Source organism: Paenibacillus glucanolyticus NBRC 15330, assembly GCF_004000885.1.
In the GTDB taxonomy this organism is placed as follows: domain Bacteria; phylum Bacillota; class Bacilli; order Paenibacillales; family Paenibacillaceae; genus Paenibacillus_AQ; species Paenibacillus_AQ glucanolyticus.
On the sequence record NZ_BIMC01000005.1, the window covers coordinates 98,365 to 116,255 of the forward strand.

Here is a 17,891-nt window from a genome sequence, read left to right on the forward strand (position 1 = left end):
CAGAATCCACCGCAGTTGTTATGAGCGAATCCCATATCATAAAGTCGTGGCTTGCGTATCCCATCCTGTTTTAGAGCCTTAATGCATTTCGTCGTGTTTGTCCCAATATGGGGCTTCCGTCATCAGTGCTTTTACTTCATAAGGAGCCCAACCGCGCTGTATGGCCTCCATACGATGTATTTCATGCCGACATATATCAAGGCTTCATCAGGGCCCTACCTTGATTCTACCCACTCACGTGCCAGCTTCTGTTTTAGTTCCACTGAACACTGAGGCACACGACTGTTCCCGATCCATCGTTCATCATGAAACACTTCCCAGGGATCTCATCCTTAAGATATCCAGTAAAGCTGAGGTATCCTTTCCATAGCATCCCTGTTGAGCTGATCCAGATATCCTCTACGCATTTCCATGGACTCGTCTACCGATGGGATATGATTGCAGTTTTCCAATAAGACAGACGGCTTTGGGATCCCGTAAATTGTTATTTTCCCATTATTAAGAGACGATACTTGAGCAATTAATATTATTTAGGAGGTCGATGGAATAGTGGCTAGCTTTTTTCAAGGTACCAGCAAAAAATAAACAAGGATTTAAGTGGGGATGTATAAAGGATTGTCACCGGAAAACGCAATATCAAATCAAACGTTGAGGAGATACGAAAAAACAAGCCGAAGAACGTGTCGGTCACGATGAGCAAGATGAACATTCAATTTTCAGACATCCTAGCTGGCCTCTCCTCGCAAGGAATGTGACCTTGTTGTGACCTTATACAAGAAAAGAGACCCCGAGAGGTCTCTTTTTCATTGATATGGCAGGCTTTTGAGGCCCTTTTTACATCATGCCGCCCATACCGCCCATGCCGCCCATATCAGGCATAGCTGGTTTTTCTGGTTCTGGCTTGTCAGCGATAACCGCTTCGGTTGTCAGGAACATAGCCGCAACGGAAGCTGCGTTTTGAAGAGCGGAACGCGTTACTTTCGCAGGGTCAACGATACCTGCTTCGAACATGTTCACCCACTCGTCTGTAGCAGCGTTGTAGCCGATACCGATCTCTTCTTTTTTCAGACGCTCTACGATGACAGAGCCTTCTTTACCAGCATTGGCTGCAATCGTACGGATTGGCTCTTCCAGAGCGCGCAGAACGATGTTTACGCCTGTTTTCTCATCGCCTTGTACTTCCACAGCAGAAACAGCGTTGTATACGTTCACGAGCGCTGTACCACCACCGGACACCATACCTTCTTCAACCGCAGCGCGAGTTGCGTTCAGGGCATCTTCGATGCGCAGTTTGCGTTCTTTCAATTCCGTTTCAGTAGCCGCACCAACTTTGATAACTGCTACGCCGCCAGCCAATTTAGCCAGACGCTCTTGCAGTTTCTCTTTGTCGAAATCGGAAGTGGTTTCTTCCAATTGGTTGCGGATTTGCTTCACGCGAGCATCGATGTCTTCTTTGTTGCCAGCGCCATCCACGATGATTGTGTTCTCTTTGGTTACGCGCACTTGACGAGCTGTACCCAATTGATCGATGGAAGCTGTTTTCAAGTCAAGACCGAGCTCTTCGGTAATCACTTGGCCGCCAGTCAATGCAGCGATATCCTGCAGCATGGCTTTGCGACGATCGCCAAAGCCAGGAGCTTTAACAGCAACCGCGTTGAATGTTCCACGCAGTTTGTTCACGATCAGCATCGCTTGCGCTTCGCCTTCGATGTCTTCTGCAATCAGAACAAGCGGTTTGCCTTGTTGTACGATTTTTTCAAGGATCGGCAGGATCTCTTGCGTGTTGGTTACTTTTTTATCCGTGATCAGGATGTATGGATTTTCAAGAACAGCTTCCATTTTATCCGTATCCGTAATCATGTATGGAGAGATGTAGCCGCGGTCGAATTGCATACCTTCTACAACCTCAAGCTCCGTCAAGAAGCCGCGGGATTCTTCAACAGTGATAACACCGTCTTTACCCACTTTGTCCATAGCTTCTGCAATCAGTTGACCTACTTCATCGTCAGCCGCGGATACGGAAGCGACTTGAGCGATCTCCTGATGGTTTTTCACTTCTTTTGCGATGTTTTGAAGCTCAATAACCGCTGCTTTAACCGCTTTATCGATACCCTTGCGGATAATCATTGGGTTTGCACCAGCTGTTACGTTCTTCAGACCTTCGCGGATCATGGCTTGCGCCAGAACCGTTGCAGTCGTTGTACCGTCACCGGCAACATCGTTTGTTTTGGTAGCTACTTCTTTAACGAGCTGAGCACCCATGTTCTCGAATGCATCTTCCAGCTCGATTTCTTTAGCGATGGTTACACCGTCATTCGTGATGAGCGGGCTTCCGAATTTCTTCTCAAGCACCACGTTACGGCCTTTCGGTCCGAGTGTTACTTTAACTGCATTTGCCAAAGCGTCTACACCTCGAAGCATTGCGCGACGGGCGTCTTCACTGAACTTAATGTCTTTTGCCATGGTATTACATACCTCCCTAGTGGATTAATGAATATTGGAACATGATATATTCAGGCGTTCATTTAGCCTAAGATCGCGTGGATGTCGCTTTCTTTCATAATCAAATATTCTTTACCTTCGTATTTGATTTCTGTTCCAGCGTATTTGGAGAAAATAACGCGGTCGCCTTCTTTAACTTCCAAAGGTACACGAGCGCCGTCTTTCAGGGAGCCACTGCCTACAGCAATAACTTTACCTTCTTGCGGCTTTTCTTTAGCGGAGTCAGGAAGTACAATCCCGAATGCCGTAGTTTCTTCTTGTTCGATCGGTTCTACCAATACGCGTTCACCTAAAGGTCTGATCATGAAAAAATAGCCTCCTTTAAATATGTTGTGATGCTTTTTTCAAAGCTTTATGTATTAGCACTCGACAAGCCTCAGTGCTAACAACCAATTTTATGATACTCAAGTTGTCTCAAAATTTCAAGTCCTTTGCATGATTTTTTGATCATTTTTTTGTAAATTGGACTCCGGTTGGGGTTGTCTCTCAACCCCCTTCTCCATTGTATCCATGACCAGCCAAAATATGCCTGAGTCCTAAGGACGCCTATACAAACATCTATACAAAGAAAGAGCGCCTTCTGCCGATCTCGAAGGTGCTCTTCATGCTTGAGTAAATATTAATCTTCATCCTCTTCGTCCGCCCGTATGTACCGGCTGTCTCGTTCCATGTCCGCCTCTAATTGCTTGCGATAGATCACAGAGGACAGGAACACACTGAATTCATACAGCAGCAGCAGTGGAATCGTGACCAGGAAATCCGATATGAAGTCCGGCGGCGTAATAACAACCGCTATGAATACGAGTGCAAAATAAGACACTTTGCGCATTTTCCGAAGCCGCAGCGGGTTCAAAATGCGGATTTTCGTTAAGAACATTACCACAAGCGGCAGCTCAAACAGCAGGGCCAAGGGTAAAACGAGATTGAACATAAAATTTAAATAATTGGCAATCCCGTAGGTTTCCTGCAGCCCCATACTCTGTGTAATCGCTGTAGTAAATGACAGCGTCATTGGAAACACGATGTAATATCCGAACGAAATGCCCACGATGAACAGAAGGAACGCGTAGGGTACGTAGCGAATGGCCGCTTTCTGCTCTTCTTTGCGAAGTCCAGGCTTTACGAACGCCCATAACTGATAGAAGATCAGCGGAACCGAGATAACCAATGAGAAAATCGCAGCGATTTTCATATAAATCCCGATGCCATCCCAGAAGGAAAAAGCATGCAGTTCAAAGTTCTTCGCTTCTTCCGCTGCCGTCAAATAATGATAGATCGGCTCCGCAACAAAAAGCCCTGCGATCAGTCCGGCTATGAATACCACGAGAACGATAATGATTCGTTTGCGAAGCTCGCCCAAATGCTCGACAAGCGCCATATCTTTCACTTGCTCTGACATGTTAGACACCACCCTGTATGTGACCCTGGCAAAACAAAATCCCTCCCGAAGGAAGGGACTTCACGCCTTGCATTCTAGTATTATTCCGGAAGACGCTTGTCTTCAACCTTGGACGGTTCAGCGGCAACGGCTTGCTGGGGAGCCTCTTCCTTCTTCTTCGCAGGTGCATCGTCAGCAATAATCTCGCGCGCACCATCCTTAAACTCACGGAAAGTTCTTCCGACCGCACGTCCAAGCTCAGGAAGCTTGCTCGGTCCGAATAAGAGCAGCGCCAAAATGACGAGCAAAATAATACCCGGCACTCCGATTTGACTCATATCTATTCTCCTCCTCGTCCTGCTCTATGCCTTCAAAAGGACTTCAGGATGACCTAAATCCATCATGCCTTGCACTACAACAGGTTTTAACTTCAAAGAAATTATCGCACGACAGCAATTGACAAGCTCATATATCGCCATCATACCATAATGTAAATCACATAAACAGTCTAGAATCGTGACAGTTTATTTACATAATTATCTAATAGGGTTCCCCTCAGAGCTGCTCCCGATACTGCCCCGTTACCATTAACAATGCTTCCGGAAGCTGGTCCATGACGGCAGCCAGATTCTCATGCACGCCTTTTGGGGAGCCCGGCAGATTGACAATCAGGGTACGGCCGCGAACGCCGCATACGCCTCGAAACAGCATTGCACTTCGATTCTTCTGCATAACCGTAGCTCGCATGGCTTCCGCAATGCCAGGCACCTCACGCTCAATGACCCGTCTTGTTGCTTCAGGGGTAACATCACGAACCGCCAGTTCCGTTCCCCCTGTCGTCAGCACGAGATCCACTTGGTAATAGTCCGTAAGCTCAATCAGTGCAGCAATAATCTCGTCCTGCTCATCCGGTACGATCCGGTATTCGATAATTTCACCGCTCAGCTCTTCCTCCACCAATTCCCGAATAACCTGAGCGCTCGTATCCTCGCGTTCCCCCCGCGAACCTTTGTCGCTCGCCGTCAGGATCGCCGTTTTCCACACCATCTGCTCTCTCTCCTTCCCACTCGTCCGAATATCTCCTGTATCTATGCATGCCTAAGTTGTTTCTTGTATGTAATCCCCACTCTTGCCGCCGGTTTTGCTCACCAGTTGGGTCGGACCGATGATCATGTCTTTCTGCAATGCCTTGCACATGTCATAGACCGTGAGGGCAGCTGCCGAAGCAGCCGTTAAAGCTTCCATTTCAACACCGGTTTTGCCTGTCGTTTTCACAGTTGTTTCTATATATAATTCATCTCTTGCATTATCACTGAATTCCACGTTAACACCGGTCAGCGGAAGAGGATGACACATCGGAATCCAGTTCGACGTGTTCTTGGCTGCCATTATGGCTGCAACCTGTGCTACCGCGAGTACATCTCCCTTGCCTATCTTTCCTTCTTGGATGCGGATCAGCGTGTCCGGCTGCATTCGGACCGTGGTCTTCGCTACCGCTGTCCGTGCCGTCACATCCTTCTCACTGACGTCTACCATTCGTGCTCTTCCTTGATTATTAAAGTGACTCAATTCCATTCGTTATCCCTCCGTAAACCAGGTCCGGCCTTCCCTGAATATCCCAGGTCGGTAACCAAACCGTCCAAGACTCTGTCGTGTTCTTCCATTGGAACATGCTCCAACACCTGAACCTCGTAACCTATTCCCACCCACAAGGGCTCCTTCAGGCGAGCCGCATCATGCACTTCATGACAAAGCCTGTCCGCCAGCCGGTCATAATAACCGCCGCCGTACCCTAGTCTTCCGCCGTTCCTGTCAAACGCAAGCCCTGGTACCCAGATGATATCAGGTACGTCATTCATAAACATCTTAGACCTCTGGGGATCGGGCTCCAGGATACCGTATGCTCCCGGGATCAGCTCATCCCATTTCTGAAGCTCATACAGTTCCATCGATCGATCTTGGGGCAGGCTGCGGGGAACGATAACTTGCAACCCATGCTCCCATGCCCACTCGACAAGCGGCCGCGAATCCAGCTCGGAACGGAATGGAACATAAATCATCATGCTCTGAACATGGCGCTCTTTCATAACCTCCGAAGCCATCTCGCAGGCCTGCTTCGACCGCTTGGTCCGTTCTTCATCGGATAACTCATCCCTGCGTAAGGTCATGCTCCTGCGCAGGGCATGCTTTGCGGATACCCGCTTAATTTCTTCTTCAGGGTTCAACAACGTGATCGTTCCTCTCACGCTCATAATTAAGTTTAGTTTACCACTGTTCCTTCCTTTAGCCAAGAATGCCGGAAGTCGCCAATCATGGTCGATTGTTCGGCCATTTTCATGTACACTTATTTTAAGATATCAGAAGCGCATGAACCTCAACAGCATGGCCATCCTGATATCGCAACAGAAACAATTTCTAAACGCGGTCTATCTTCTTAGAATATACGTCGGTAGACGTTTTTCTTATAATGAAGAATGAATCATATAGAATGATGGAGGTTTCACATAACATGCTGCTGCAAGCCAATGGCATTACCAAATTATATGGTGTTACGCCCGTACTGGACGGGATCAATTTACAAGTGCTTGAACGCGAAAGAATCGGACTCGTTGGTGTGAATGGAGCCGGCAAATCGACGCTCCTTAAAATTTTGGCTGGCGAAATGTCTTACGATGGCGGACAGATATTCAAGGCTAAGGAAACCACCGTCGGGTATCTTGCCCAGAACAGCGGGCTTCAGTCTGATTCGTCGATATGGAATGAGATGCTGGATGTCTTCACCCCTCTGCTGGAGATGGAGCGTGAGCTTCGTCAGATGGAGGAGCAAATTGCCGACCCCAAATCGAGCGAGGACCCCAAAAAATATCAGGAGCTCCTGGATCGTTACGCAATCCGCTCCGACTGGTTCAAGGATCAAGGCGGGTATGAGATCGAAACACGGATTCGCAGCGTGCTGCACGGCATGGGCTTTGGCAGCTTTTCGCCGGACACCTCCATTGCTACATTAAGCGGCGGGCAGAAGACCAGGCTTGCTCTTGCAAAAATATTGCTTCAGGCACCCGATCTGCTCATGCTCGATGAGCCGACGAATCATCTGGATATCGCGACTCTCACCTGGCTGGAGGATTATCTGCGCGGATATTCCGGCTCATTACTCGTCGTTTCCCATGACCGTTATTTCCTGGATCGGCTTGTTACAACCATCGTTGAAATTGAACGCCGTCATTCCAAAAAATATACGGGCAACTACAGCCGTTACATTGAGCTGAAAGCCGCCGAATACGAATCCCAGCTTAAACAATATGAGAAGCAGCAGGATGAAATCTCCCGTATGGAGACCTTTATTCAGCGCAATCTGGTTCGAGCTTCAACAACCAAGCGCGCGCAGAGTCGGCGCAAAGCGCTCGACAAGATGGATAGGCTGGACAAACCGCTGGGTGATCTTAAGAAGGCACACTTCTCTTTTGAAGCCGAGTATATGTCGGGTAAAGATGTGCTTCATGTACGTGACCTGTCGCTCTCGTTTGAGGAAGGCAAGCCCTTGTTCAGACAAGCTTCCTTTGACCTCAGTCGTGGAGAAACCGTAGCTTTGATCGGTCCTAACGGGGTCGGCAAATCAACGCTGCTTAAATGTCTGATCGGTACGATGAAGCCCTCAGCCGGATCGCTGCAATGGGGCACAAAAGTGAAAATCGGCTACTATGATCAAGAGCAGTCAGAGCTTAACCCGAGCAACACGGTTCTGGAAGAGCTGTGGGGGACCTATCCTCATATGGAAGAAGCGCGTATTCGTACCGTTCTCGGCAACTTTCTCTTCAGCGGCGAGGATGTGCTCAAGAAGGTCAGCTCCTTAAGCGGCGGTGAAAAAGCACGTGTCTCACTTGCCAAACTCATGCTGCTGGAAGCCAACATGCTTATACTGGACGAGCCCACGAACCATCTTGACTTATTTGCAAAAGAGGTTTTGGAATCGGCGCTGATGGATTACGAAGGTACTTTATTGTTCATATCCCATGACCGTTATTTCCTTAATAAAATGGCGGAGCGCATACTCGAACTTCATCCGGACGGCATTCAACATTTCCTGGGTAATTATGACGACTATACGGAGAAAAAGCAGGAAATTCTGGATATGAACGATGAGCCCTCCGAGCCGTTTGCCCGCCACACCCTGAAACAGGAGGGGAAAGCAGAGGTTTCAGCCGAGAAACAAGGGGCCGTCTCCTTTGAAGCTGAGAAGCAAGCGAAACGGGAGGAACGCAACCGTCAGCGCAAGCTCGTAAGTCTTGAGGAGCAGATTCATACTTTGGAATCGGAAATTTCCGAACTGGAGACCGAAATGACACTGCCTGAGATCTATCAGGATTATATGGCCCTCCAGGAACGGCAGCAATCGTTAGAGGAGAAAAAACGTCAGCTTGAGCAGATTTTTGCCGAATGGGAGTCATTGCTGGAATCGTAAAAAAAATTTCACAAAAGTGTTTCAAATGAGGTTTTGCATTTATACACAAACTTATCCCCAACAATGGTGCATAAGTTCAATTTGAAAATGGCCGAAATGGCCATTTTTTTATTGTTAAACACGCATTTCCGGTCCTATATCCAACTTTATCCACCAAGTTATGCACACTATCCACAGTTTTGACCATAAAACCTGAAAATCCTGTCCCCTTTTTTCAAAGCTTTGCAAAACACTGATTTATCGACATTTTTTTTGCTTATGCACATTTTCAGGCGAATATGTGGATAACGTTGTTCACAACTTGACAGATTTATATTTCCTATGTAATGAGCTGCTATATAGAATTACTTCTATTTCAATCCAAGTTATATTGAGTTTTTATAAAAAAGCGACCTTCCTCATTTGAGAGTCGGAAGGTCGCTAGCTGTGGGAAACGGCTCATTACACGGGGATTCTCCTCCCGCTTCTTACGAAGTAATTCTCGTCAGCAGCACCATCTGCTGTAATCCTCCATCTGCACGCTTGCCAGCATCCACACCGTAATGGGCTCCACCAGTTCCGTTCCCATCTATAATGTCATGAGCTTATCTTCCGTTCCTGAATCAAGGCAGGTGTATATGACAACGACCGCTCTCATGTGAATCAACAACGCGACGAGAAACTCTGCGTAATCAAACTTTCGGTTGAGGTTGTATCCCGAACTCTGCTGTTCGGCCTACACCGACATCAATGCCGAGTTGCATGCAGCGACATAGGCCATACCCGCTGCCATGACGATATCCTGGTGTACAGCCGTTCCGCGGAAAATCTTGCCGGCCTTCTCGACGGTAACCGCGGCCTCCGCATGCGCATCTTCCCCGCTGCTCAAAGAATGGAGCTCCAGATCGCCAAAGGTGATGTCGCTGCTAATGCCTTGGCTAATCGCCGATATGACGGCTTGCACGGGTCCCTCTGCTACACTGGAATAGGTGGCTTCCGTTTCCTCACTCAGATGACGAAGCGTTACGGCTGCAACACGGCTTCTTCCCGTACCCGAGATCACCTGCGCCTCTGTCAGCTCATACACCTGCGCCGGTTTACCCAGCGTGCTGCTGACCATCTGCAGCAGCTGATCATCACTGACCACCTTCTGGCGGTCAGCCGTCTCCTTGAATGTTTCATACAAGGTTTCCATCTCGGCCCCATCGAGCTGAACCCCGTAACGGGCCAGACGATCCTTCAAGGCATGACGGCCGGAATGCTTGCCCAGCACGATCATGCTGCGCGGAATGCCCAATTTGTCCGGGTCCATAATCTCGTAGGTGCTTCGATCCTTCAGAAGACCATCCTGATGAATGCCAGACTCATGCTGGAAGGCATTTCGACCGACCACCGGCTTGTTGAAGGCAATGGGAAAATGCATGGCTCCGCTAACGAGGCGGGAGACTTCGTACAGCTTTTCCGCTGTAATCCCCGTCTCCGCACGCAGCATGTCACCCCGTGTAGAAAGAGCCATCACCAGCTCCTCCAATGCGCAGTTGCCTGTGCGTTCGCCTACCCCGTTTACGGTAACCTCAATCTGGCTGGCACCATTCTGAATGGCGGCCAGGCTGTTTGCAACAGCCAATCCCAGATCATTATGGCAATGGGCGCTGTACGCTACCGTCTTTCCGCCTCGCGCACCTTCCCGTACACGGCGGAACATCTCGCCATACTCATTCGGAAGCGCATAACCGACCGTGTCCGGCAGGTTGATAATTGTGGCTCCCTCTTCAATGACGGCTTCCACCATTTCAATCAGGTCATCGATTCCTGTGCGCGAGGCATCCATCGCTGTGAACTCCACCACATCGCTGAACTGCTTCGCATAAGCTGTCATCTCTCGTGCCCTTGCTACAACATCAGGACGGCTCATGCGCAGTTGATGGCGAAGATGGATGTCGGAAGAGGAAATGAACAGATGGATCCGTCTTCTGGCTGCGTCCCGGGTTGCCTGAACAGCAGCATCAATATCCCCTTTCACTGCGCGTGCAAATCCGCAAATCTCCACCTGCTGCAGCTGTCTTGAGATGGCCTGAACGGCGGCAAACTCACCTGGACTGGACACTGGGAAGCCAGGCTCCATTACATCAACCCCCAGCTCAGCCAGTTTGCCGGCCAGCACAATCTTTTGCTCAGGCTGAAGGCTTGCCCCCGGTGCCTGTTCCCCGTCCCGTAAAGTGGTATCAAAAATTTGGATCGTTCTCATGGACTCCGTCATCTTCCTTGTTCCTCCCTGGTTATGGTATATCCCGGATAGATATTCCGGGTCAATCTCAGTCATCCCATTCTAGTTATGTTCGCTTTACGTCCGCACGTCGACTTGCGTCCGCATCCCACCCAGCTGCTGCCGGCAGCAAAAAAAGCCCGTCATCTCTTAAACATAAGAGACGACGGGCTTAGACCCTCCGTGGTACCACTCTAATTGACGCCTGTTCACAAACAGCTATCGCTGTGACATGTTAGCGTCCACTCACTGTCCATCTGCTCCTCATACCGGCCGGTTATGAGTTAAGATGAACCTCCTGATTACGGAGGATTCTCCGTAAGAGAGTACTTTAGCATGGTGAGCCATTGGTTCCTGTCGAACCATCAGCGAATGCGTTGTTCCCCTCTTCCGCTCCCGGGCGAGATTCAAAGGCTGCTGCCGCTGCGTTACACCTACCCGCAGCTCTCTGTAAGACAGCTTCCTTCTACTGCTCCCGTTCATCACGTTTATTCGATATGCTGTTATGCCGAATCCTTACTATCTGCGGACCGCTTCTCCGGACACCTGCCCCCGCTGCGCCTTTTCATTAATATGTGAATGGTTCCCCGCAGCCTGCTTAGAGATATCCCGGCATGCAAAAAAGCCTGCCGTCTCTTTATGCAAGAGACGACAGGCTATCCTATCGCGGTACCACTCTTGTTGACTTTAAGCTCCCAGGCTATACATGCCCGGTCCTTAAAACCCCCTCAGCCGCCAAATAACAAGTTATTTATGCGCAGCCATTCTCACGGAGGCCATTCCGTAGCAAAGTCAAACTCCGCAATCTCATTCAAGCCTTAACCATAGGCCATTTCATTGCGTAAGGTTCCCCTGCTCCGCTCCCAGGTGAGTTCAGGTCCCTATCGACTGCGTTGCACCGTCCCGCAGTTCTCTTCATCCAAGGGTAACCATACTAATTCTGTTCATCGCGTTTCAACAATCTGGAATTTGATCATGATTATACGTGCTATGCAGTGAGGTGTCAAGAAGCTTTTAGCTTCATAGCGCTGCCCAAATTTCGAGCGGCATTTGCGGATCGGCCTTCATATCCAGCGGCGTAAAGCTGCCCTGCTTCCATTTCAAATGCGCTGCGGCAGCAATCATCGCCCCGTTATCGGTGCAATACTGAAATGGTGGAATGGTCAGTGAAATTCCTTCCCGCTCGCATCGCTCAGATAGTTCTTTGCGAAGCCCGCGGTTGGCCGCTACGCCACCGCACAGCAGCAGCTGCTTGGCATCGTAAGCTCTGACCGCGCGTACGGCCTTCTCCACCAGCACTTCTACAACAGATTCCTGAAAGCCGCGGGCTATGGCCTCCGTCCGGACTTCCTCTCCACGCATTTTGCTCTGATTCACAACATTTAATACAGCCGATTTCAGGCCGCTGAAGCTAAAATCATACGAATCCGGCTCCAGCCACACGCGCGGCAGGTCCACAACCCCCTCGGCTTCGAGTGCCATACGATCCACATGTGGACCTCCGGGATAGGGAAACCCAAGCGCCCTCGCCACCTTATCATACGCTTCGCCAACCGCATCATCCCGCGTTCTGCCAATCAGTTCGAAGCTGCCCTCGTCTTTCATGTAGACCAGCTCGGTATGGCCTCCGGAAACAACCAGCGCCATACAAGGATACTCGATATCTCCCACAAATCGGTTGGCATAAATATGGCCGGCAATATGATGCGTGCCGATCAGGGGTTTGTTAAGCGCAAACGCCAGGCTTTTTGCAGCCATAACACCGACCAGAAGCGCCCCAACCAGACCAGGGCCCTGTGTGACGGCTATCGCCGACAAGTCCTTCATGTCAATTCCGGCTTTTGCCACGGCTTCCTCTATAATTAACGTGATGCTCTCCACGTGCTTGCGGGAAGCCACCTCAGGCACCACCCCGCCAAATGCTTTATGCGTTTCAATCTGACTCGCAATGACGCTGGACAATACCTCGTGTCCGTCCTTCACAACGGCAACCGAAGTCTCGTCACAGCTCGTTTCTATCGCTAATATGCAGCTATGCTGCCGATCTGTCATTTCATCCTTCATAGTAGCCCATGACTTCCTTCCTCGCCATCGTCCTCCCGGTAAGGGGGCAGATCTGCCCACATAATAAGTGCATCTTCCTGGTTGTCGGAATAATAGCCCTTCCGGACACCGGCTGGTTTAAATCCTTTTTTAATATATAAGCGCTGGGCAACATGGTTGGATACCCGAACTTCCAGCGTCATTTTTTCCATTCCCATATACGCAGCGGTCTTCATCAGTTCCGTAAGCAGACGATCGCCCCACTTGCGGCCGCGGTACTGCTCCAGCAGCGCAATATTCGTAACGTGTGCTTCATCCACAATCGTCCACATGCCCGCATATCCAACGGTGTGGCCTTCATATTCCATAATCATATAACGTGCAAAATGATTCAGTTTCAGCTCATTGTGAAAGGCTTCCTCGGTCCAGGGTACAGTGAATGCTTCGCGCTCCACTACGAGAACCTCCGGTATATCCTCCAGGGTCATCAACCGAAAGGACAAACCGTCTTCACCTTCTGCCGGCATATTCTGCTGATCCATGACGAATCCTACGCTCCCTTCACCGCTTACGCAGCAGGTTCGCTTCCGCTTCGGAAAGCTGTGTATAATTGGGTATCAGTGTATGCAAATCGTCCGCTTCCCCGGATAACAGCCGGGCTGTTCCCAGGTACCCCATCCAGCGCCCTTCAAGAGAATACGGGTGGATGTGCACCCTGTTTTCAAACCCCGGTTCGAGCTGACGGGCCGTCTCGGCATGGAGATCGACTTCTCCCACAAACCATATGCAGACGGGTCGCTCTTCTTCGGGAAGGCGGGATATTCGTTCCGCAATGGTATTCACCCAGGTCTGCATCAGACGAATGCCGTCTGCTTCTATACGTACCGGGGCTTCTTCCTGGCGCTCTGCACTTGCGGCGAATAATGCCGTGTACACTTGTCCCCGCCTGGCATCCAGCAGCGGAATAACCCAGTGGGTTCCCTTCTCAGCCGAAGCTGAATCCCACCCGGATTCCAGGCCTCCCCATGCCAAGGCATGCAGACTGGATATTCCAACGACCGAAATGTGGTTGGCCCATGCCAACGTTTTTGCCGCAGTTACCGCAATCCGGATACCCGTGTATGAACCCGGGCCGATCCCGACAGCAATGCCCTCGATCTGGTCCATACCAACTCCAGCTTCTGCAAGCGCTTGTGCCATCACCGGGTGCAGATGCACCGAGTGGTTGCGGTCCGCATTCGTATTCACTTCTGACAGCAGCTTGTCCTTCTCCATCACGGATACCGCAAGCGATGCCGTAGACGTATCCAGCGCCAAAAACCGCTGCTGCGGCTTCGTGTCATTGTTGTTCATTCATGCTACCCCATTTTTCATTCAAATCCCGGCACCACTCACGATAGGGCTCGCCCTGGCTTGTGAGTGTGATGATCCGGTGAGCTTCCCCTGTCGTTTCTAGATGGATATGCAGATACCGCTCAGGCATCAGCTCGGTGATCAGGCTGCTCCACTCCACGAGGCAAACCCCTTCGCCAAAAAAGTATTCGTCCAGTCCAAGCTCATCCGCTTCATCCACCGATAACCGGTACACATCCATATGGTAGAGCGGCAGGCGCCCCTCATATTCTTTGATAATTGTAAATGTCGGGCTATTCACAACCCCGTTCACACCAAGATGCTGTGCAAATTGTTTGGAAAATGCCGTTTTTCCTGCTCCAAGATCTCCATCCAGACCGATGACCGTCCCTGCTTCGGCCCGCATGGCCAGCCATGCAGCCAGCTGCTCCGTCTCCTCCAGACTGCTTGAAGTCATTCGAAACTGGCCTTCCGTACGGCCATTGTTCACAGATAACCCACCCTTTATTTATTTTGCCCATATCTAAAAATACTTGATCTTCATTATATCGGTCCTCCCAATCCGCTGCAAGAAAATGAGTATTCCCGATTCACAGAGGTGAAAAAAGGTAAGCGTTAACTAGGTTTGAACACTAATACTATGTAGTCACAGATCAAACATTATAGTTATACCGGAACAAAGATACACAATGAATAATGAACACCGAACCCCCCTGATCTGCTGACTGGCGATATCTGATTATTTTTCAGGGGGATTACTTAACGGACGAATCCAGCACAAACACACCTTATCCGGGTTCCGGCGTCATGGAATCTCGACCAAGGTGTGTTGTTTTGGTGTTCATGCTCATGTTGTATTCATACTGCTTCTCGGAAGCAGATACCCAGCGGGAAACTATTCCCCTTCTTTCAACCGGTCAACGTTGACCGTCATCGTATTGGTTGGTCGGGAACCCACCTGGACCGTAGCCATCCCGTTCTGCTGATCCACATGCTCGATCCACACCGACTCCCCTTCCAGGTTGACCTTATGCGTATCCTTCGAGTTGAAAATTTCTACTGCGCGTTGTACATCCATTCGTTAATCCCCCTTCTCCGTCTCTCTTGGCGACTCGTCCACGACCTCCATTGTATCGGTCGTCGAAGGACCAATCAGCCCGTTGTCCAGCGTGACATTGCCTCCGCCAAGACCTTCGTTGATCATCCGGTCAATATCGAACATTGTAGATTCCCGAGATAGCTCGCTCTCCTCCGAGGTCAGGCTGTTCCAATCCACCATTTCACCGTTGACCGGCTGCGCAGCGGAATGATCAGAAGCCCGGTCCTTCTGTATCTCTTCTGACGTATTGGTTTCATTAGGCTCCATCATGATGAAGATTACCTCCTTATGCGGGCAGAGTTCATCGTCAATATGCCTCAAAACAGTTCTAATTATGCAATCCGGGGCTATAACTCATACTAGAGTCTTTTTTTGGGCACACTAATAGAGGTAATTCAAAAAGTCATCTTTTGATCACGAAGCAGCACATGAAGCTTAATTGACATCGAATTTTGAATTCAGACGGGCCTTCTGGTGCTCACGTAGGTTTTGCCTACGCTCCGCTCCTCAGTCCCTACCTTCATCCAACCTTCTCGGTGCTGAAAACCCGACTTTTTGAAACACACATTTAGAGGTAATTCAAAAAGTCATCTTTTGATCACGAAGCAGCACATGAAGCTTAATCGACATCGAATTTTGAATTCAGACGGGCCTACCTTCATCCAACCTTCTCGGTGCTGAAAACCTGACTTTTTGAAACACACATTTAGAGGTAATTCAAAAAGTCATCTTTTGATCACGAAGCAGCACATGAAGCTTAATCGACATCGAATATTGAATTCAGACGGGCCTTCTGGTGCTCACGTAGGTTTTGCCTACGCTCCGCTCCTCAGTCCCTACCTTAATCCAACCTTCTCGGTGCTGAAAACCTGACTTTTTGAAACACACCATTTATAGTCGGCGTTTATAGCGTTTACTACACGGTCATACCCAAACATATTAGAATTTGATAGGAGGTTTCATAGAATGCATACGGTATGGAAGGGCGCTATCAGCTTTGGTCTGGTGCATGTGCCTGTCAAGATGTTCTCGGCTACAGAAGACAAGGATATTTCTATGCGTTACATTCACAAGGAATGCGGCAGCCCGCTCTCTTACATTCGTAAATGCCCTGTATGTGAAGAGGAAGTGGCCTGGGAGGAGATTACGAAGGGGTACGAGTATGAGAAGGGCAAGTTCGTGCTCTTCGAAAAAGAGGAGCTGGATCAGCTCGCGGAACAGAACAGTAAAAACATTACCATTCTGGACTTTGTGGATTTGACCGAAATCGACCCGATTTACTTTCAAAAAACCTACTACCTCTCGCCGGACCAAGCCGGCGCCAATGCCTATCGGCTGCTGCTGGAAGCGATGAAGCAGTCTGGCAAGATCGGCATCGCCAAAATCGCCATCCGCTCGAAGAGCAGCCTTGCCGCGATTCGGGTGCTGGACGAATGTCTTTCGATTGAGACCATATTCTATCCCGATGAAATCCGCCCGATCTCCCAAGTACCGAACTTGCCTGAGAAAACCGAGGTCAATTCCAAGGAGCTGGATATGGCCAAACTGCTGATTGATCAGCTATCGACTCCCTTCGATCCTGAGAAATATACCGATGATTATCGAGAGCGTCTGCTGGATCTTATCAACAGCAAAGTATCCGGCGAAGAGATCAAGATAGCTCCTGCCCGTCAGGAGACCAATGTCGTCGATCTGATGGCTGCCCTTCAGGCCAGCATCGAAGCTGTGAAGCCGATCGGAACGGACCCCGGCACGAAACCGAAACCGCGTAAGTCCACCCGGAAAACCGCGGCCAAGGAGCCTGCCGCCAAGGTCAGCGGCGGTGAAGCGGATACGGATGCACCGAAGCCGAAGCGCCGGAGCACTAAATCCAAGAAATCCGATTCTGATTCCTGATCGGCATGGGACAGCTGCAGAATATGCTGCCTAAGGAGCCAATGGCCCCAATCTCGACGGAACAGATCACCACGGGTGAGGAGTGGGGATACCAATTGAAATGGGACGGCGTGCGAATTCTGGCCGGAGTAGACCCTAGCGGCGTATCCCTGTACTCCCGTAAGCTGTTGGATAAAACCTCCCTGTATCCCGAAGTCGTTCAGGCATTATCCGGGCTGAATGAACGGCGTCTTCTCCTGGATGGTGAGGTTGTCTACTTTCATCCGGAATTAGGTCGACCCGTGTTCCAGAAGGTTCTCCAGCGGGAGCGCTCGCGTGCCATCAGCATGCACGCTCCTCTGTTCACGTATGTCTTGTTCGACATTCTGGTGGACGGCGATCAGGACCTGCGCAAGCTTCCTTATCTTGAACGCCATCACCGGCTGAAGGAAGCCGTTTCCGCCACGCCGGGTCTTCTGATCGCAGATCTGTTTCTTGAGGGCGAGCATTTATGGAATTGGGCCGAGGAACGAGGCTGGGAAGGCATTGTAATGAAGCGCCTCAGCTCTCCATATCGCGAAGGCAAGAAGCATCGGGATTGGTACAAAAAGAAAATTGCCGTTAACATGAAAGCCACGGCTGTTGGACTCATCATGAGGGAGGGCCGCGTAGCCAGCCTGGTTATTGCCGATGACGAGGGCAGCTATATCGGCAGAGCATCCCTCGGGCTTAATGAACAGACCAAAAAAAAGCTGCTGCAGTATGCGGAAAGCCACCAGGCTGGGGCCGCTTGGCACGCACTCCATAATGACCTGAAAAAAGAACAGCTTGCCTGGCTCAGTCAGCCGCTGACGGTGCAGGTTACATTTCTCGAGTGGAGTCAGGACGGCATGATGCGCCATCCCAAACTTGTCTCGATTGAGGGGGTGTAAGC

17 protein-coding genes and 1 other annotated feature are annotated in these 17,891 nt (G+C 50.0%); of the genes, 3 read left to right on the forward strand and 14 right to left on the reverse strand.

Features of this window, described 5'->3' with window-relative positions:
• Positions 1 to 834: 834 nt before the first annotated feature.
• The 7 genes from groL to PGL02S_RS10355 all read right to left on the reverse strand — a co-directional run bounded on the left by groL (position 835) and on the right by PGL02S_RS10355 (position 6,132).
• Positions 835 to 2,463, reverse strand: coding sequence for a chaperonin GroEL (gene groL / locus PGL02S_RS10325; protein ID WP_006212453.1), 1,629 nt, complete (start codon positions 2,461 to 2,463; stop codon positions 835 to 837).
• A 62-nt stretch (positions 2,464 to 2,525) separates the two neighbouring features.
• Positions 2,526 to 2,807: a co-chaperone GroES gene (gene groES / locus PGL02S_RS10330; RefSeq protein WP_006212454.1), complete on the reverse strand. Its 282-nt coding sequence runs from the start codon at positions 2,805 to 2,807 to the stop codon at positions 2,526 to 2,528.
• A 314-nt stretch (positions 2,808 to 3,121) separates the two neighbouring features.
• Positions 3,122 to 3,901, reverse strand: a complete 780-nt coding sequence (gene tatC / locus PGL02S_RS10335) for a twin-arginine translocase subunit TatC (protein WP_006212455.1) — start codon at positions 3,899 to 3,901, stop codon at positions 3,122 to 3,124.
• A gap of 80 nt (positions 3,902 to 3,981) precedes the next feature.
• A complete protein-coding gene (locus tag PGL02S_RS10340) occupies positions 3,982 to 4,218 on the reverse strand; it encodes a twin-arginine translocase TatA/TatE family subunit (RefSeq protein WP_036640677.1) in 237 nt (78 codons plus the stop codon).
• Between the two features lie 217 nt (positions 4,219 to 4,435).
• Positions 4,436 to 4,927 carry a MogA/MoaB family molybdenum cofactor biosynthesis protein gene (locus tag PGL02S_RS10345; RefSeq protein ID WP_006212457.1) on the reverse strand — a complete coding sequence of 164 codons (492 nt, stop codon included), beginning with the start codon at positions 4,925 to 4,927 and terminating at the stop codon, positions 4,436 to 4,438.
• A 51-nt stretch (positions 4,928 to 4,978) separates the two neighbouring features.
• Positions 4,979 to 5,455: a cyclic pyranopterin monophosphate synthase MoaC gene (moaC, locus tag PGL02S_RS10350; protein WP_006212458.1), complete on the reverse strand. Its 477-nt coding sequence runs from the start codon at positions 5,453 to 5,455 to the stop codon at positions 4,979 to 4,981.
• Positions 5,446 to 6,132 carry a 5-formyltetrahydrofolate cyclo-ligase gene (locus tag PGL02S_RS10355; protein WP_255308622.1) on the reverse strand — a complete coding sequence of 229 codons (687 nt, stop codon included), beginning with the start codon at positions 6,130 to 6,132 and terminating at the stop codon, positions 5,446 to 5,448. Before PGL02S_RS10355 ends, moaC begins: the two co-directional genes overlap by 10 nt.
• 257 nt (positions 6,133 to 6,389) lie before the next feature.
• Between PGL02S_RS10355 and PGL02S_RS10360 the strand changes: the two genes are divergently transcribed.
• The gene (locus PGL02S_RS10360) at positions 6,390 to 8,342 is read left to right on the forward strand and encodes an ABC-F family ATP-binding cassette domain-containing protein (protein WP_006212460.1); all 1,953 of its coding nucleotides are present in this window, start codon (positions 6,390 to 6,392) and stop codon (positions 8,340 to 8,342) included.
• A 715-nt stretch (positions 8,343 to 9,057) separates the two neighbouring features.
• On the opposite strand, the gene PGL02S_RS10365 is transcribed toward PGL02S_RS10360, so the two are convergent.
• The 7 genes from PGL02S_RS10365 to PGL02S_RS10405 all read right to left on the reverse strand — a co-directional run bounded on the left by PGL02S_RS10365 (position 9,058) and on the right by PGL02S_RS10405 (position 15,352).
• Positions 9,058 to 10,581 carry a 2-isopropylmalate synthase gene (locus PGL02S_RS10365; protein ID WP_036640680.1) on the reverse strand — a complete coding sequence of 508 codons (1,524 nt, stop codon included), beginning with the start codon at positions 10,579 to 10,581 and terminating at the stop codon, positions 9,058 to 9,060.
• A 162-nt stretch (positions 10,582 to 10,743) separates the two neighbouring features.
• Positions 10,744 to 11,079 (reverse strand) — a binding site (T-box leader).
• A gap of 528 nt (positions 11,080 to 11,607) precedes the next feature.
• Positions 11,608 to 12,651 (reverse strand): tRNA (adenosine(37)-N6)-threonylcarbamoyltransferase complex transferase subunit TsaD, encoded by a 1,044-nt coding sequence (gene tsaD / locus PGL02S_RS10375; RefSeq protein ID WP_006212462.1) that lies wholly within the window; start codon positions 12,649 to 12,651, stop codon positions 11,608 to 11,610.
• Positions 12,648 to 13,172, reverse strand: a complete 525-nt coding sequence (rimI, locus tag PGL02S_RS10380; RefSeq protein ID WP_006212463.1) for a ribosomal protein S18-alanine N-acetyltransferase — start codon at positions 13,170 to 13,172, stop codon at positions 12,648 to 12,650. The genes tsaD and rimI overlap by 4 nt, the downstream gene beginning before the upstream one ends.
• Positions 13,173 to 13,191: 19 nt before the next feature.
• Complete coding sequence (tsaB, locus tag PGL02S_RS10385; protein ID WP_036640685.1) at positions 13,192 to 13,983, reverse strand: tRNA (adenosine(37)-N6)-threonylcarbamoyltransferase complex dimerization subunit type 1 TsaB; 792 nt, start codon at positions 13,981 to 13,983, stop codon at positions 13,192 to 13,194.
• A complete protein-coding gene (gene tsaE / locus PGL02S_RS10390) occupies positions 13,970 to 14,440 on the reverse strand; it encodes a tRNA (adenosine(37)-N6)-threonylcarbamoyltransferase complex ATPase subunit type 1 TsaE (protein WP_036640756.1) in 471 nt (156 codons plus the stop codon). Before tsaE ends, tsaB begins: the two co-directional genes overlap by 14 nt.
• A gap of 438 nt (positions 14,441 to 14,878) precedes the next feature.
• Entirely contained in the window at positions 14,879 to 15,061 is a 183-nt protein-coding gene (locus tag PGL02S_RS10400) for an H-type small acid-soluble spore protein (protein ID WP_006212466.1), read from the reverse strand.
• Between the two features lie 3 nt (positions 15,062 to 15,064).
• Entirely contained in the window at positions 15,065 to 15,352 is a 288-nt protein-coding gene (locus PGL02S_RS10405) for a hypothetical protein (RefSeq protein ID WP_036640687.1), read from the reverse strand.
• Positions 15,353 to 16,048: 696 nt separating this feature from the next.
• On the opposite strand from PGL02S_RS10405, the gene ku reads away from it, so the two are divergent.
• Complete coding sequence (gene ku / locus PGL02S_RS10410) at positions 16,049 to 16,978, forward strand: non-homologous end joining protein Ku (protein WP_006212468.1); 930 nt, start codon at positions 16,049 to 16,051, stop codon at positions 16,976 to 16,978.
• Between the two features lie 5 nt (positions 16,979 to 16,983).
• Entirely contained in the window at positions 16,984 to 17,889 is a 906-nt protein-coding gene (locus PGL02S_RS10415) for an ATP-dependent DNA ligase (RefSeq protein WP_036640688.1), read from the forward strand.
• Positions 17,890 to 17,891 lie beyond the last annotated feature (2 nt).

Coding starts and splice junctions, on each gene's coding strand:
- moaC (WP_006212458.1), bottom strand. CDS start 5,455: ATGGAATTGAGTCACTTTAATAATCAAGGAAGAGCACGAATGGTAGAC.
- tatC (WP_006212455.1), bottom strand. CDS start 3,901: ATGTCAGAGCAAGTGAAAGATATGGCGCTTGTCGAGCATTTGGGCGAG.
- rimI (WP_006212463.1), bottom strand. CDS start 13,172: ATGGATCAGCAGAATATGCCGGCAGAAGGTGAAGACGGTTTGTCCTTT.
- tsaB (WP_036640685.1), bottom strand. CDS start 13,983: ATGAACAACAATGACACGAAGCCGCAGCAGCGGTTTTTGGCGCTGGAT.
- groES (WP_006212454.1), bottom strand. CDS start 2,807: ATGATCAGACCTTTAGGTGAACGCGTATTGGTAGAACCGATCGAACAA.
- PGL02S_RS10340 (WP_036640677.1), bottom strand. CDS start 4,218: ATGAGTCAAATCGGAGTGCCGGGTATTATTTTGCTCGTCATTTTGGCG.
- PGL02S_RS10415 (WP_036640688.1), top strand. CDS start 16,984: ATGGGACAGCTGCAGAATATGCTGCCTAAGGAGCCAATGGCCCCAATC.
- tsaE (WP_036640756.1), bottom strand. CDS start 14,440: ATGACTTCAAGCAGTCTGGAGGAGACGGAGCAGCTGGCTGCATGGCTG.
- groL (WP_006212453.1), bottom strand. CDS start 2,463: ATGGCAAAAGACATTAAGTTCAGTGAAGACGCCCGTCGCGCAATGCTT.
- tsaD (WP_006212462.1), bottom strand. CDS start 12,651: ATGAAGGATGAAATGACAGATCGGCAGCATAGCTGCATATTAGCGATA.
- ku (WP_006212468.1), top strand. CDS start 16,049: ATGCATACGGTATGGAAGGGCGCTATCAGCTTTGGTCTGGTGCATGTG.
- PGL02S_RS10365 (WP_036640680.1), bottom strand. CDS start 10,581: ATGACGGAGTCCATGAGAACGATCCAAATTTTTGATACCACTTTACGG.
- PGL02S_RS10345 (WP_006212457.1), bottom strand. CDS start 4,927: ATGGTGTGGAAAACGGCGATCCTGACGGCGAGCGACAAAGGTTCGCGG.
- PGL02S_RS10400 (WP_006212466.1), bottom strand. CDS start 15,061: ATGGATGTACAACGCGCAGTAGAAATTTTCAACTCGAAGGATACGCAT.
- PGL02S_RS10360 (WP_006212460.1), top strand. CDS start 6,390: ATGCTGCTGCAAGCCAATGGCATTACCAAATTATATGGTGTTACGCCC.
- PGL02S_RS10355 (WP_255308622.1), bottom strand. CDS start 6,132: ATGAGCGTGAGAGGAACGATCACGTTGTTGAACCCTGAAGAAGAAATT.
- PGL02S_RS10405 (WP_036640687.1), bottom strand. CDS start 15,352: ATGATGGAGCCTAATGAAACCAATACGTCAGAAGAGATACAGAAGGAC.